Below are 15,163 nucleotides of genomic sequence, written 5' to 3'. Positions count from 1 at the left end.
ATAGTGTCTTGTTTCTGTTTCGTATTCAACGTGTGCTGTGTTGATTGTTATTCCTCTTTCCTTTTCTTCTGGTGCCTTATCTATTTCGTCGTATCTTGTTGCTTGTGCTCTTCCATACTTTGATAATACAAATGTTATCGCTGCTGTTAATGTTGTCTTACCATGGTCAACGTGTCCTATTGTCCCTATGTTTACGTGTGGCTTGGTTCTCTCAAAATGTGCCTTTGCCATTTAGATTACCTCCTTATGCATTCTTTTCCTTAGCTCCAACAATTTGAGCTTGGATGCTTGCTGGAACTTCTTCATAATGGTCAAATTGCATTACGTAAGTTCCTCTACCTTGTGTTCTTGATCTTAATGTAGTTGCATAACCAAACATTTCAGCAAGTGGAACATATGCTCTTATAACTTGAGCTCCACCTCTTGGTTCCATACCTTCGATTCTTCCTCTTCTTGAGTTTATATCTCCTATAACGTCTCCCATGTATTCTTCTGGAACAACAACTTCAACCTTCATTATTGGTTCAAGAAGAACTGGGTCCGCCTTTTGCATTGCATTCTTGAAGGCCATAGAACCTGCAATCTTGAAGGCCATTTCTGAGGAGTCAACTTCGTGGTATGAACCGTCAAATAGGATTACCTTAACGTCCATTACTGGATATCCTGCAACTACACCTGATAGCATAGCTTCTTGGATACCATTGTCGATTGCTGGTATATATTCTTTTGGTATTACACCACCAACAATGTTGTTAACAAATTCGTATCCCTTTCCTCTTTCTTGTGGAATAAGTTCAATCCAGCAGTGGCCGTATTGTCCTCTACCACCTGATTGTCTTACGAACTTACCTTCAGCCTTAACAGCCTTTCTAACTGTTTCTTTGTAAGCAACTTGTGGTTTACCAACGTTGCATTCTACCTTGAATTCTCTTTGGAGTCTGTCTACGATAATTTCAAGGTGCAATTCACCCATACCTGCAATTATAGTTTGACCTGTTTCTTGGTCAGTATATGTTTTGAAGGATGGGTCTTCTTCTGAAAGTTTTTGTAATGCAAGTGCCATCTTTTCTTGGCCAGCCTTTGTCTTTGGTTCTATGGCAACGTGGATAACTGGTTCTGGGAATTCCATCTTTTCAAGGATAATTGGCTTATCTGGATCGCAAAGTGTATCCCCAGTTATTACTTCCTTAAGACCAACGCATGCCCCAATGTCTCCTGCTCTGATTTCTTCAACATCTTCTCTGTGGTTAGCATGCATCTTAACAAGTCTTCCTATTCTTTCCTTCTTACCCTTTGTTGAATTTAATACATATGTTCCTGCTGTAAGAACACCTGAGTATACTCTAACGAAGGCAAGCTTTCCAACAAATGGGTCAGCCATTATCTTGAAAGCAAGAGCTGAAAGTGGCTCATCATCGCTTGCATGTCTTTCATCTTCTTCACCTGAATCTGGATTTATACCCTTAACTGATGGAATGTCAACAGGTGATGGAAGATATTCAACAACCGCATCAAGAAGTAACTGAACACCTTTGTTCTTGTATGAAGAACCGCAAACTACAGGAACAAGTTCTCCACTTATTGTTGCCTTTCTTAAAGCAACTTTTATTTCTTCTTCAGTGAACTCTTCTCCTTCAAGATACTTCATCATTAGTTCTTCATCAGTTTCAGCAACTGCTTCAATAAGATGTGTTCTGTATTCTTCAACGATATCCTTCATATCTTCTGGAACTTCAGTTTCTTCAGCTTGTGTTCCAAGGTCATCTACATAGATTATTGCTTCATTCTTTATAAGGTCAATAACACCCTTGAATGTATCCTCTTTTCCTATTGGAAGCTGTATTGCAACTGGCTTTGTTCCTAATCTGTCCTTCATCATTTGAATAACGTTGAAAAAGTCAGCTCCCATTATATCCATCTTGTTTACATATGCTATTCTTGGCACTCCGTATTTATCTGCCTGTCTCCAAACAGTTTCAGACTGTGGTTCAACACCACCCTTTGCACAGAATACCGCAACAGCACCGTCAAGAACTCTTAATGATCTTTCAACTTCTACTGTAAAGTCTACGTGACCTGGTGTGTCAATTATGTTTATTACGTGGCCCTTCCATTGGCATGTTGTCGCTGCTGATGTTATTGTGATACCTCTTTCTTGCTCTTGAACCATCCAGTCCATAGTAGCAGCGCCTTCATGAACTTCGCCAAGTTTATGTGTTCTACCAGTGTAGAACAAAATACGCTCTGTTGTAGTTGTTTTACCGGCGTCGATATGTGCCATTATACCTATGTTTCTTACCTTCTCTAAAGGGAACGTTCTTGGCACAAATATTCCTCCTTTCTTTCTGCAAACATTTCTCTAATTTAACATAAATTTTACTTAAATGTTAATTAATACTATACCCCTAAATGTTATGCACATTTAGGGGAGTATAAATTACCATCTATAATGAGCGAATGCTCTGTTAGCTTCAGCCATCTTATGAGTATCTTCTTTCTTCTTAACTGCTGCACCTGTATTGTTAGCTGCATCTAATATTTCGTTTGCAAGCTTAACTCTCATGTATCTGTCTCCTCTATTTCTTGCTGCTTCAACGATCCATCTGATACCGAGAGTTTGTCTTCTGTCTGGTCTAACTTCAACTGGAACTTGGTATGTTGCCCCACCAATTCTTCTCGCCTTAACTTCAAGAACTGGCATTACATTGTTCATTGCAGCTTCAAAAACTTCAAGTGGGTCCTTTCCAGTTTTTTCTCTAATTATATCGAATGCACCATAAACAACCTTTTGTGCAACACCTTTCTTCCCGTCCCACATTACTTTGTTTATAAGCTTTGTTACAACCTTGCTATTGTATATTGGATCAGGAAGAACATCTCTCTTTGGAACATAACCCTTTCTTGGCACTTTCCTTCCCTCCTTAACATTAAATTTAAGTTCATCGGTACTCGGCATTTGCCGTAAAGTGCTCCATGCAATCTATTTAAACCCGAAGGAGTTTATATTGCACACAGCACCATTAAAACATTACTTCTTTGGTCTCTTAGTACCGTATTTTGATCTTTGTTGCTTTCTGTTAGCAACACCAGCAGCGTCAAGGGCACCTCTTATGATGTGATATCTAACACCTGGGAGGTCCTTAACTCTTCCACCTCTTATAAGAACAACACTGTGTTCTTGTAGGTTGTGGCCTTCACCTGGGATGTAAGCTGTTACTTCAATTCCATTTGTTAGCCTTACTCTTGCGATCTTTCTTAACGCTGAGTTTGGCTTCTTAGGAGTCATAGTCTTAACAACTGTGCAAACTCCTCTTTTTTGTGGACATCCCTTTAATGCTGGTGACTTTGACTTGTATTGAACCTTTTCTCTACCCTTTCTAACAAGCTGGTTCATTGTTGGCATTTGTGCGCACCTCCTTCCAAAATGACACATCTATAATAAAGCAAATAATGCTTTATTACTCACTTAAAATACATGCTGTAGCTGCTCCTACATCAATGCCGCAAAGCATTCCCAATTTTTTCATCGTCTCAACAAAAACGACCTCAACGTTGTTTTGTTTACAAAGCTCTAATATAGGTGCTGTGACCTTTGCTTCTGCATCCTCAGCGATGTAAACAATCTTTGCTTGGCCGCTTTTTATTGCCTTTTCAGTTTGCTTTGCGCCAACAACTTTTTTGCCTGTAAGTTTTGCAATCATGCTAATCCCCCTCCTTGTGAAAGTTCTACTTTCACCTTCATTGAGGAAATCATAAAACACACAAAATCAATTTTAACATTTTAATATATCATTGTCAATACCAGTAAAATTTTATTTAAGGGGGTAGGCCCCCCTTAAATTATTCAGCATCTTCCTCAGGTGTAATTTCTATGCTTCTGTATCTTACCATACCTGTTCCTGCAGGTATTAACTTACCTATTATAACATTTTCCTTCAATCCAACAAGCGGATCAATCTTACCCTTGATTGCCGCATCTGTAAGAACTCGTGTAGTTTCTTGGAAGGATGCTGCTGAAAGGAAGGAATCTGTTGCAAGGGCTGCCTTTGTTATACCAAGCAGCGTTGTTCTTCCAACTGCAGGTCTTAATCCCATCTTGATTGCCTTTTCATTTTCTTCATCAAATTCAAACCTATCTATAAGGCTTCCTGGAAGCATATCTGTATCTCCAGAATCTTCTATCTTAACCTTTCTTAGCATCTGTCTTATTATAATTTCAAGATGTTTGTCGTTAATATCAACACCCTGCAATCTGTAAACCTTTTGAACCTCAGCAAGAAGGTAAGATCTTACAGCATCTTCTCCCTTTATTCTTAGAAGATCATGTGGATTTACAGAACCTTCTGTTAACACTTCCCCTGCTTCAATTCTTTGGCCATCATAAACTTTAAGCCTTGATCCATAAGGAATTGGATAAACCTTTTCCTCTCCGTCATCAGATATTATAGTTACAATCTTTCTCTTTCTATCTTCTGTAACTTTAACAACTCCACCTTTTTCGCTAATAATTGCAAGTCCCTTTGGTTTTCTTGCTTCAAAGAGCTCTTCAACTCTTGGAAGACCTTGTGTGATGTCGGCACCAGCAACACCACCAGTATGGAAGGTTCTCATTGTAAGCTGAGTTCCTGGTTCACCGATGGATTGTGCTGCAATAATACCTACAGCTTCACCTATGTTTACTCTTTCACCAGTTGCCATATTCATACCATAGCACTTTGCACAAACTCCATATCTAGTCTTACATGTAAACACGCTTCTTATCTTAACTCTTGTTATACCAGCCTTTTCAATCTTTGAATATATATCATCAGTAATATATTCGTTCCTCTTTACGATAACTTCTCCTGTTTCTGGATGAATTATATCTTCTGCTGTATATCTACCTATTAGTCTATCCTTAAGAGCTTCGATTACCTCGTTTCCATCCCTTACTTCTTCTACATAAAAGCCTTCTGTTGTTCCACAATCTTCTTCTCTTACTACTGTATCCTGTGATACATCAACAAGTCTTCTTGTTAAATATCCTGAGTCAGCTGTTCTTAGCGCTGTATCTGCAAGACCTTTTCTTGCACCGTGGGTTGATATGAAGAATTCAAGAACGTTAAGGCCTTCGCGGAAGGAGGATCTAATTGGCAATTCTATAATCTTACCTGATGGATTAGCCATAAGACCTCTCATACCACAAAGCTGTCTTATCTGGTTCTTTGAACCTCTCGCTCCTGAGTTTGCCATCATGAATATTGGATTGAATTTATCAAGATTATTCATGAGGGCATTTGTTACATTTTCTGTTGTCTTTGTCCAAGTATCGATAACCTTTTGATATCTTTCCTCTTCTGATATAAATCCTCTTCTGAATAGTCTTTGAATGTTGTCAACTTCAGCATCCGCTTCAGCAAGTAGTTTTGCCTTAGCTTCTGGAATAATCATGTCTGATACTGATATCGTAATGGCACCTATTGTTGAGAAGTGGAATCCTAATGCCTTTATCTTATCAAGAGTTATAGCAGTCTTTGTTGGTCCGTGCTTTTTATATACCCTCTCAACAATCTTACTTAACGCCTTCTTATCAACAAGAAAATCTATTTCATAATCGCATGCCTTATCTGGATCATTTCTGTCAACAAATCCTAGATCCTGTGGAACTGCTTCGTTGAATATAATCTTTCCAGGTGTAGTCTGAACTATCTTTGAAACTCTTTGCCCATTAATTTCCTTAGTAACTCTTACATTTATCCTTGCATGTAATCCAACTTCCTTTAATTGATAAGCAAGCAATGCTTCCTCTGGTGATGAGAAGTATTTTCCTTCTCCTGGTTCTCCTTCCTTTTCTATTGTTAAATAGTAGGAACCTAAAACCATGTCCTGGGTTGGCACTGTAACTGGCTTTCCATCGGACGGTTTTAATATATTATGGGCTGCAAGCATTAAGAACCTTGCTTCTGACTGTGCCTCAACAGAAAGTGGAACGTGGACCGCCATCTGGTCACCATCGAAGTCTGCATTGTATGCTGTACATACAAGTGGATGAAGCTTTATAGCTCTACCTTCAACAAGAACAGGCTGGAAGGCTTGAATACCTAGTCTGTGAAGGGTTGGAGCACGGTTTAGTAATACCGGATGGTCTAATATAACTTCCTCAAGTATATCCCAAACCTGGTTGTTAACTCTTTCTACCATTTTTTTAGCGTTCTTTATATTATGAGCTATTCCTTTTTCTACGAGTCTTTTCATTACAAATGGCTTAAATAGTTCAAGAGCCATTTCCTTTGGAAGACCACATTGGAACATTTTAAGCTCAGGACCAACTACTATAACAGAACGTCCAGAATAGTCAACACGCTTTCCAAGAAGGTTTTGACGGAATCTTCCCTGTTTACCCTTTAGCATATCTGAAAGGGATTTTAATGGTCTATTTCCAGGACCTGTTACTGGTCTACCTCTTCTTCCATTGTCAATTAAGGCGTCAACAGCCTCTTGAAGCATTCTCTTTTCGTTTCTAACTATTATGTCTGGTGCTCCAAGATCTAGGAGCCTTTTTAATCTATTGTTTCTATTTATAACCCTTCTATAAAGGTCGTTAAGGTCTGAAGTTGCAAATCTTCCACCATCAAGCTGAACCATGGGTCTTAAATCCGGTGGTATAACAGGTAAAACTTCTAATATCATCCATTCTGGTCTATTACCTGATTTTCTAAAGGCTTCAACAACTTCAAGTCTTCTTATTATTCTAACCTTCTTTTGCCCTGTGCTGTTTTCAAGTTCCGCCTTAAGTTCCTTTGAGAGGGCATCAAGATCGATCTCCTGAAGAAGTTCCCTAATGGCTTCAGCACCCATTCCAGCTCTAAAGGAACCTTCACCATACTTTTCTATTGCTTCTCTGTATTCCTTTTCTGTTAGAAGTTGTTTTTTAACAAGGCCAGTATCACCTGGATCGATAACTATATACGAAGCAAAGTAAAGAACCTTTTCTAAGGATCTTGGGGACATATCAAGTATAAGTCCCATTCTTGATGGTATCCCTTTAAAATACCAGATGTGGGATACAGGGGCAGCAAGCTCTATGTGCCCCATTCTCTCACGTCTAACCTTTGATTTAGTAACTTCAACTCCACACCTGTCACAAACAATTCCTTTGTATCTTACTCTTTTATACTTTCCACAATGACATTCCCAGTCCTTAACAGGCCCGAAAATCCTTTCACAGAAAAGACCATCCTTTTCAGGTTTTAATGTTCTGTAGTTAATAGTTTCAGGCTTTTTTACCTCTCCCTTTGACCATTCCCTAATCTTTTCTGGAGAAGCAAGACCAATTTGAATTGAGTCAAAATTGTTTAACTCGAACAAGGGGACAGCCTCCCTTCATTTTATTCTTCGTCGTCAAAATTTAAATCGTCATCTATTGATTCAAAATCTACTATATTTTCATCAATGAATTCATCAAATCCTATATCATCATCTTCATTATATCCTTCTTCACTGTAATCATCTACATCTTCTGTTGTTGTCATAGGTGTTAGTGCTACATCGTCTCTAATTTCCATTGTATTTTGTAATTCATCATATTCTTCATCGTAGTCTATATCCTCTTTAATAGCAACTTCTTGTTTATCTTCACCAAGAACCTTAACATCAAGACATAGGGATTGAAGTTCTTTAATAAGAACCTTAAATGATTCTGGAACTCCCGGTTCTGGTATGTTTTCTCCCTTAACTATTGCTTCATAAGTCTTAACACGTCCTACAACGTCGTCAGACTTAACTGTCAATATTTCTTGTAGGGTATGAGCTGCACCATATGCTTCTATTGCCCAAACTTCCATCTCACCAAATCTTTGACCACCAAATTGTGCCTTACCACCAAGTGGCTGTTGGGTAACTAATGAGTATGGACCTGTTGAACGCGCGTGTATCTTATCGTCAACAAGGTGAGCAAGCTTTAGCATATACATATAACCAACTGTTACTCTATTATCAAAAGGCTCTCCAGTTCTTCCATCATAAAGAACTGTCTTTCCATCCGGATCATACCCTGCTTTAATTAAGCACTCTTGAATATCCTCTTCAGTTGCACCATCGAATACCGGTGTAGCAACATGCCATCCTAATTTTTTCGCTGCTCTCCCAAGGTGAACCTCAAGAACCTGACCGATGTTCATACGTGACGGAACGCCAAGAGGATTAAGAACTATTTGAAGCGGTGTCCCATCTGGTAGGTATGGCATATCTTCAACAGGAAGAACTCTTGAAATAACACCCTTGTTACCGTGACGTCCCGCCATCTTGTCACCAACAGAAATCTTTCTCTTTTGAGCGATATATACTCTAACAAGCTCATTTACCCCTGGTGGAAGCTCATCTCCATTTTCCCTTGTAAATATTTTTACATCAACTATTATGCCTGCTTCACCATGAGGAACTCTAAGGGATGTGTCTCTAACTTCCCTTGCCTTTTCACCAAATATTGCCCTTAAGAGCCTTTCTTCTGCTGTAAGTTCTGTTTCTCCCTTTGGAGTTACCTTACCTACTAATATATCGCCGGATCTTACTTCAGCACCTATTCTTATTATTCCTCTTTCATCAAGATCCCTTAATGCATCTTCACCAACATTTGGTATATCCCTTGTAATTTCTTCAGGTCCAAGCTTAGTATCCCTTGCTTCGCACTCGTATTCTTCTATGTGTATTGATGTAAAGACATCGTTCATAACCAGCTCTTCTGAAATAAGTATTGCGTCCTCATAGTTATATCCTTCCCAAGTCATAAATCCTATTAATATATTCTTTCCAAGGGCTATTTCACCTTGGTCAATAGATGGACCGTCTGCTATAATGTCGCCTGCCTTTACTCTATCGCCTTCGCTTACTATCGGCCTTTGATTTATGCAAGTTCCTTGGTTGGATCTTTTAAATTTCAATAGCTTATATGTTTCTATTTTACCATCTTCGTCCCTTTTAATTTGAATCATATCAGCAGTAACTTTCACAACTGTTCCATCAGATTTTGCAAGAGGAATTATCCCTGAATCCTTTGCAGCTTTATATTCTATTCCTGTTCCAACTATTGGTGCCTCAGTTTTAATTAACGGAACTGCCTGACGCTGCATGTTGGATCCCATCAAAGCTCTGTTTGCGTCATCGTTTTCAAGGAACGGGATCATAGCAGTAGCAACAGATACAACCTGCTTTGGTGAAACGTCCATTAGGTCGACATCATGTGGCGAAACTACTACTATTTCCTTCTTTGCTCTTGCTGTAACCCTCTTATCTATAAATCTTCCTTCTTCATCAAGAGGCTCATTAGCCTGAGCGATAATGTATTGGTCTTCCTCATCAGCAGTTAAATATACAACTTTATCTGTAACTCTTCCTGCTTCCTTATCAACAATTCTATATGGAGCTTCTATAAAGCCATATTCATTAACCCTTGCGTATGTTGCAAGTGAGTTTATAAGACCTATGTTTGGTCCTTCTGGTGTTTCTATAGGGCACATTCTACCATAATGGGAGTGGTGAACGTCTCTTACTTCAAAGCCTGCTCTTTCCCTTGAAAGCCCACCAGGACCTAATGCGGAAAGACGTCTCTTGTGAGTTAATTCTGAAAGTGGGTTTGTCTGATCCATAAATTGTGAGAGCTGTGACGAACCAAAGAATTCCTTAATCGCAGCAACTACAGGTCTTGTATTGATAAGCTGCTGTGGTGTAACAGCATCAAGATCCTGTATTGTCATCCTTTCTTTTATTACCCTTTCCATTCTGGAAAGCCCTATTCTGAATTGATTTTGTAAAAGCTCTCCAACGGATCTTAATCTTCTATTTCCAAGGTGATCTATATCATCAACATATCCTATTCCATAGGATAGATTTAAGCAATAATTAATTGATGCAAATATGTCGTCTTTAATAATATGCTTTGGAATAAGCTGATTTATTCTTTGTCTTATTGCATCCTTTATGTCATCTTCATTATCAAATTCATCGATAATTTCCTTAAGAGTTGGGAAATGAACTAATTCCTTAATGTTAAGGTCACTAAAATCATATGGTAATCCAAGCTTTGTAATATCAACAAAGTTATTTCCTATGACTCTTACTGGTTTGCCTTCAATTAATACTTCAACAACATTTACACCGCTGTGTTGAATCTTTTGGGCTGTCTCCCTGTCTATTCTTTTTCCTTCCTCGATTAATATTTCACCAGTAAGAGGGTGAGCAATGGTATGTGCAGCTACTTGATTAACTATTCTATTTGCAAGAGAGAGTTTTTTATTAAACTTATATCTACCAACCTTTGACAAATCATATCTCTTTGGATCAAAGAAAAGAGAATCCAAAAGAGCCTTTGCACTTTCAACAGTCGGTGGTTCGCCTGGTCTTAATCTTTTATAAATTTCTAATAGAGCTTCTTCCTTTGTCTTTGTGCTGTCCTTCTCTATTGTTGCCCTTAGATGTTCTTCTTCACCAAAGTAATTTATTATTTCATGGTCTGAACCACTTTCCATTAATGATCTTATAAACACTGTAAGAGGTAGCTTTCTTGTTCTATCCAATCTAACGTATAGTATATCGTTAGAATCTGTTTCGTATTCTATCCAAGCACCTCTATTGGGAATTACCGTAGATGAGTAAAGCTTTTTACCAGATCTGTCAATAGCTTCAGCATAATATACCCCAGGTGACCTTACGAGCTGACTTACGATAACTCTTTCTGCTCCATTTATTACAAATGTTCCCTGTTCGGTCATTAATGGGAAATCTCCCATATAAACTTCCTGATCCTTAACTTCCCCTGTTTCCTTATTAACTAATCTTACCTTTACTTTTAATGGTGCTGCGTATGTAGCATCCCTTTCTTTGCATTCTTCAACGGAATACTTAATATTGTCATAGTCCAATCTATAGTCAATAAACTCAAGGACTAGGTTCCCCGTATAGTCAGTAATCGGGTTGACATCTTCGAAAACTTCTTTTAGTCCTTCCTCTAAAAACCATTTGTAGGAATTGAGTTGCACCTCGATGAGAAGTGGCATGTCGATTACTTCTTTGATCTTTGAAAAGCTCATTCGGGTTCTTCTGCCCACTTTAACAGGATGTACCATTAAATCTCACCCCTTACTTAAAATAAATCCAACGACGATAAGACTCTATTTTAATATTTTTTACACAATGTATACAAATTATACAAGTCAAATTAGATGTTGCCCAAAAAAACAATAATATCCCATTATTCATGCATTTTAATATATTATCATAACATCATTAGGCTGTCAAGGAAATAGTAATAAATTTATACAAAAAAATATAAAGCGCCGGATTAATCCAGCGCTTATCATTTTAGCTCAATTACTTAATTTCAACTGTTGCTCCAACTTCAGCAAGCTTTGCTTTGATTTGTTCTGCTTCTTCCTTGCTTACGCCTTCCTTTAATGTCTTTGGTGCACCATCTACAAGGTCCTTTGCTTCCTTTAATCCAAGTCCTGTGATTTCTCTTACAACCTTGATAACCTTAACCTTTTCAGCACCTGCATTTGCAAGGATTACATCGAATTCAGTCTTTTCTTCAGCTGCTGGAGCTGCTGCACCTGCTGCTGCACCTGCTACGGCAACTGGAGCTGCAGCGCTAACACCAAATTCTTCTTCGCATGCCTTTACTAATTCATTTAATTCAAGAACAGTCATATTTTTTATAGCTTGAATAATTTCTTGTATTGTCATTTTACATACACCTCCATAGAATTTTATTAATTATGCATTAGCTTCTTCTTTTTGCTTTCTAATAGCATCAAGCACATAAACAAACTTCGCAACTGGTGATTTGATACTTCCAAGGAATTTTGCAAGTAGAACTTCTCTTGGTGGTATCTTTGAAAGTTCCTTAACCTTAGCAGTATCGAATAGTTGTCCTTGAACGATACCTGCCTTAAGTTCGATTGCCTTGTGGTTTTCTGCAAATTCCGCAAGCAATCTTGCTGGTGCTGTTGGATCATCATAGCTGATCGCAAGAGCAACTGGTCCTTCAAGGTAGCTGTCTAAACCTTCAAAACCAACTTCCTTTGCTGCTCTTAAAGTTAATGTGTTCTTAACTACCTTGTATTCAACGCCAGCTTCCCTCATCTTTCTACGAAGCTCAGTATCCTCTGCAACTGTAATTCCCTTATATGATGTCAAAATAATAGCTTGAGCTCTTTGAAACCTTTCAACTAGCTCTTTTACTTTTGCTTCTTTGATTTCTCTGTTGCCCACTTTGTGCACCTCCTTGCCCTTTATTTGTGAGGCCTTTTGAAATACAAAAGGCCTCTCCGTAGACATAGAGAGGCCTAAATATCCTATCTAAAACCTCGGTAGGTTGGGAAGCCCCGTTACGCCCAAAGGCACCTACTGTCTACGGTTTGTTTCCTTATTCAGAACACAACATTTATAGTTTAACATCATTTATCGATGATGTCAATATTATTCTAAAACTTTTACAGGATTTATCTTAATTCCAGGTCCCATCGTGCTTGAAACAACAACGCTCTTTATATATTGTCCCTTTGCTGCAGCTGGTTTTGCCTTTATTATTGCTTCCATTAAAGTATGGAAGTTGTCAGCAAGCTTTTCTACACCAAAGGACTTCTTTCCGATTGGAACGTGGATAATTGCTGTTTTATCAACTCTATATTCAACCTTACCAGCCTTTATTTCAGCAATTGCCTTTGCAACATCAAATGTAACTGTTCCTGATTTTGGGTTTGGCATTAATCCCTTTGGTCCAAGGATCTTACCAAGTCTACCTACTACACCCATCATATCTGGAGTAGCAACAACTACATCATAGTCAAACCAATTTTCCTTTTGAATCTTATCAACAAGCTCTTCTGCACCTACATAATCTGCGCCTGCAGCTTCTGCTTCCTTTGCCTTTTCTCCCTTAGCAAATACAAGCACTCTAACAGTCTTACCAGTTCCGTGTGGTAAAACAACTGCTCCTCTAACTTGTTGATCAGCGTGTCTTGGGTCAACACCAAGTCTTACGTGAACTTCTATTGTTTCATCGAATTTCGCTCTTGCAGTCTTAATAGCAAGATCTAAAGCTTCTTTTGGTGAGTAAAGCGTATTTCTATCTACAAGCTTTGCAGCTTCTAAATAGTTCTTACCTCTTTTCATTTCTATCCCTCCTCGTGGTTTTAACGGTTTTTACCTCCCACGCCTTAGCGTGAATTATTCTACGATTTCAATACCCATACTTCTTGCTGTTCCTTTAATCATGCTAATAGCTGCTTCTAATGATGCTGCATTTAAGTCAGGCATCTTAAGTTCAGCTATTTCTCTAACCTTAGCCATAGTTACCTTTCCAACCTTTTGCTTGTTTGGAACAGGTGAACCGCTTTCAATTCCAGCAGCCTTCTTTAACAATACTGATGCTGGTGGTGTCTTTAATACAAAGCTAAATGATCTATCAGCATAGATTGTGCACACAACAGGTATAATAAGACCTGCTTGCTTTTCTGTCTTTGCATTGAATTCTTTACAGAATTGCATGATATTTATACCATATGGACCGAAAGCTGGACCAACTGGTGGAGCTGGCGTAGCTTTTCCTGCTGGCAATTGAAGTTTAACAATACCTACTACTTTCTTTGCCATGTTCTAGCACCTCCTTAGAATGAACATTATAGTATTTTTTCAACCTGGTTGAAATCAAGTTCGACAGGAGTTTCCCTTCCGAACATGTTAACCAGAGCTTTAATCTTTTTCTTTTCCATGTTAATTTCTTGAACCTGAGCAATAAAGTTTACTAGCGGACCTTTAACTATCTTTACATTTTCTCCAACTTCAATATCGATATCAACAATTGGCTCAACTATACCCATTGCTTCAACCTCTTCATCGGTCAAAGGAACTGGTTTAGAGCCTGGTCCGACAAAACCTGTAACACCTCTTGTGTTTCTTACTACATACCAAGAGTCGTCAGTCATAATCATTTTAACTAAGACATATCCTGGATATTTTTTTCTTTGAACAACCTTGGTTTTGCCATTTTTTTCTTCTATAACTTCCTCCATAGGAATCTGAACATCAAGTATAAGATGATGAAGATTTCTATTATCTATGGTTTTCTCAAGGTTAGCCTTTACTTTGTTTTCATATCCAGAATATGTGTGAACTACATACCACTTTGCTTTGTCCGCCATACTCTAAGGGACCAGAGGGTCCCTCCCTCCTTTATCTAATATATTCTAATATCTTTCTAAGCAAAGTCCCGAATACTGAATCCATTATCCAAATCATAAGTGTAAATATTGCTAGGGTGCCTAATACTATTCCAGTCGTATTTACAACTTCTTTTCTTTCTGGCCAAGTAATCTTCTTAAACTCAGCCTTTAACTCTCTAAAATACTTCATTACTTTATTTTCCCCAACTTTATTAACTTTAACCTCTGCAGACATAAATTTCACACCCTTGTTTAAATTTACTTTATTATTTTGTTTCTTTATGAACTGTATGCTTTCTGCAGAATCTGCAATACTTTCTGAACTCTAATCTGTCTGGGTCGTTCTTTTTATTTTTTGTTGTATGGTAATTTCTTTGTTTGCATTCTTGGCATGCAAGTGTAACTTTTACCCTCACTGCTTACACCTCCTAATTTCGACGGAATGCTGCAACTAAATTGCACACTTCTTTTTTACATTATCATAAATGCAATTCCCTGTCAATATCATTACAAATAAAAGCGGAAGTCGCCATCGAAAGGGTGACTTCCGACCTTCGACCTCCGACTAATTATTATTCAAAAATCTTAGCAACAACGCCAGCGCCTACTGTTCTTCCACCTTCTCTGATGGCGAATCTTAATCCTTCTTCCATCGCGATTGGTGTTATAAGTTCAACTTCCATGTTGATGTGGTCGCCTGGCATGCACATTTCTACTCCTTCTGGTAACTTGATTGTTCCTGTTACGTCTGTTGTTCTGAAGTAGAATTGTGGTCTGTATCCGTTAAAGAATGGAGTATGTCTTCCTCCTTCTTCCTTCTTTAATACGTATACTTGACCTTCAAACTTCTTGTGTGGRTTTACTGAACCTGGCTTCGCAAGAACTTGACCTCTTTCAATTTCGTCTCTGTTTACTCCTCTTAATAGCGCTCCCATGTTGTCTCCTGCTTCTGCCATGTCAAGAACCTT

At 38.3% G+C, this 15,163-nt stretch carries 15 protein-coding genes and 1 other annotated feature; all 15 genes read right to left on the bottom strand.

The window, feature by feature from the left end; all coding sequences use genetic code 11:
* A partial coding sequence (locus tag Q3V94_RS13520) for a GTP-binding protein (RefSeq protein WP_303528526.1) occupies positions 1–231 on the bottom strand: 231 nt, incomplete at its 3' end.
* Positions 232–244: 13 nt separating this feature from the next.
* Positions 245–2,326 (bottom strand): elongation factor G, encoded by a 2,082-nt coding sequence (fusA, locus tag Q3V94_RS13515; RefSeq protein WP_008909449.1) that lies wholly within the window; start codon positions 2,324–2,326, stop codon positions 245–247.
* 111 nt (positions 2,327–2,437) lie between these two features.
* Complete coding sequence (gene rpsG, locus Q3V94_RS13510; RefSeq protein WP_008909450.1) at positions 2,438–2,908, bottom strand: 30S ribosomal protein S7; 471 nt, start codon at positions 2,906–2,908, stop codon at positions 2,438–2,440.
* A 120-nt stretch (positions 2,909–3,028) separates the two neighbouring features.
* Positions 3,029–3,403: a 30S ribosomal protein S12 gene (rpsL, locus tag Q3V94_RS13505; protein WP_008909451.1), complete on the bottom strand. Its 375-nt coding sequence runs from the start codon at positions 3,401–3,403 to the stop codon at positions 3,029–3,031.
* Positions 3,404–3,458: 55 nt separating this feature from the next.
* Entirely contained in the window at positions 3,459–3,701 is a 243-nt protein-coding gene (locus Q3V94_RS13500; protein ID WP_303528523.1) for a ribosomal L7Ae/L30e/S12e/Gadd45 family protein, read from the bottom strand.
* Positions 3,702–3,840: 139 nt separating this feature from the next.
* A complete protein-coding gene (gene rpoC / locus Q3V94_RS13495) occupies positions 3,841–7,347 on the bottom strand; it encodes a DNA-directed RNA polymerase subunit beta' (protein WP_303528521.1) in 3,507 nt (1,168 codons plus the stop codon).
* Between the two features lie 20 nt (positions 7,348–7,367).
* Positions 7,368–11,099 (bottom strand): DNA-directed RNA polymerase subunit beta, encoded by a 3,732-nt coding sequence (rpoB, locus tag Q3V94_RS13490; RefSeq protein WP_040306545.1) that lies wholly within the window; start codon positions 11,097–11,099, stop codon positions 7,368–7,370.
* Between the two features lie 244 nt (positions 11,100–11,343).
* Complete coding sequence (gene rplL, locus Q3V94_RS13485; protein ID WP_008909455.1) at positions 11,344–11,715, bottom strand: 50S ribosomal protein L7/L12; 372 nt, start codon at positions 11,713–11,715, stop codon at positions 11,344–11,346.
* A gap of 30 nt (positions 11,716–11,745) precedes the next feature.
* The gene (gene rplJ / locus Q3V94_RS13480) at positions 11,746–12,243 is read right to left on the bottom strand and encodes a 50S ribosomal protein L10 (RefSeq protein ID WP_008909456.1); all 498 of its coding nucleotides are present in this window, start codon (positions 12,241–12,243) and stop codon (positions 11,746–11,748) included.
* Positions 12,244–12,277: 34 nt separating this feature from the next.
* Positions 12,278–12,406 (bottom strand) — a sequence feature (ribosomal protein L10 leader region).
* A gap of 44 nt (positions 12,407–12,450) precedes the next feature.
* Positions 12,451–13,146, bottom strand: a complete 696-nt coding sequence (gene rplA / locus Q3V94_RS13475) for a 50S ribosomal protein L1 (protein WP_303528515.1) — start codon at positions 13,144–13,146, stop codon at positions 12,451–12,453.
* A gap of 54 nt (positions 13,147–13,200) precedes the next feature.
* On the bottom strand, positions 13,201–13,626 hold the full coding sequence (gene rplK, locus Q3V94_RS13470) for a 50S ribosomal protein L11 (protein ID WP_008909458.1): 426 nt from the start codon (positions 13,624–13,626) through the stop codon (positions 13,201–13,203).
* A gap of 26 nt (positions 13,627–13,652) precedes the next feature.
* A complete protein-coding gene (nusG, locus tag Q3V94_RS13465) occupies positions 13,653–14,174 on the bottom strand; it encodes a transcription termination/antitermination protein NusG (protein ID WP_008909459.1) in 522 nt (173 codons plus the stop codon).
* A gap of 31 nt (positions 14,175–14,205) precedes the next feature.
* Positions 14,206–14,430 (bottom strand): preprotein translocase subunit SecE, encoded by a 225-nt coding sequence (secE, locus tag Q3V94_RS13460; RefSeq protein WP_008909460.1) that lies wholly within the window; start codon positions 14,428–14,430, stop codon positions 14,206–14,208.
* A gap of 31 nt (positions 14,431–14,461) precedes the next feature.
* The gene (rpmG, locus tag Q3V94_RS13455; RefSeq protein ID WP_040306546.1) at positions 14,462–14,611 is read right to left on the bottom strand and encodes a 50S ribosomal protein L33; all 150 of its coding nucleotides are present in this window, start codon (positions 14,609–14,611) and stop codon (positions 14,462–14,464) included.
* Positions 14,612–14,767: 156 nt separating this feature from the next.
* The coding region (locus Q3V94_RS13450) for an elongation factor Tu (protein WP_303528513.1) at positions 14,768–15,163 on the bottom strand (396 nt) is incomplete at its 5' end.

It is taken from the genome of Caloramator sp. CAR-1 (genome assembly GCF_030546345.1).
GTDB lineage: Bacteria > Bacillota > Clostridia > Clostridiales > Caloramatoraceae > Caloramator > Caloramator australicus.
This window is presented reverse-complemented; position numbering and strand designations above follow the sequence as displayed.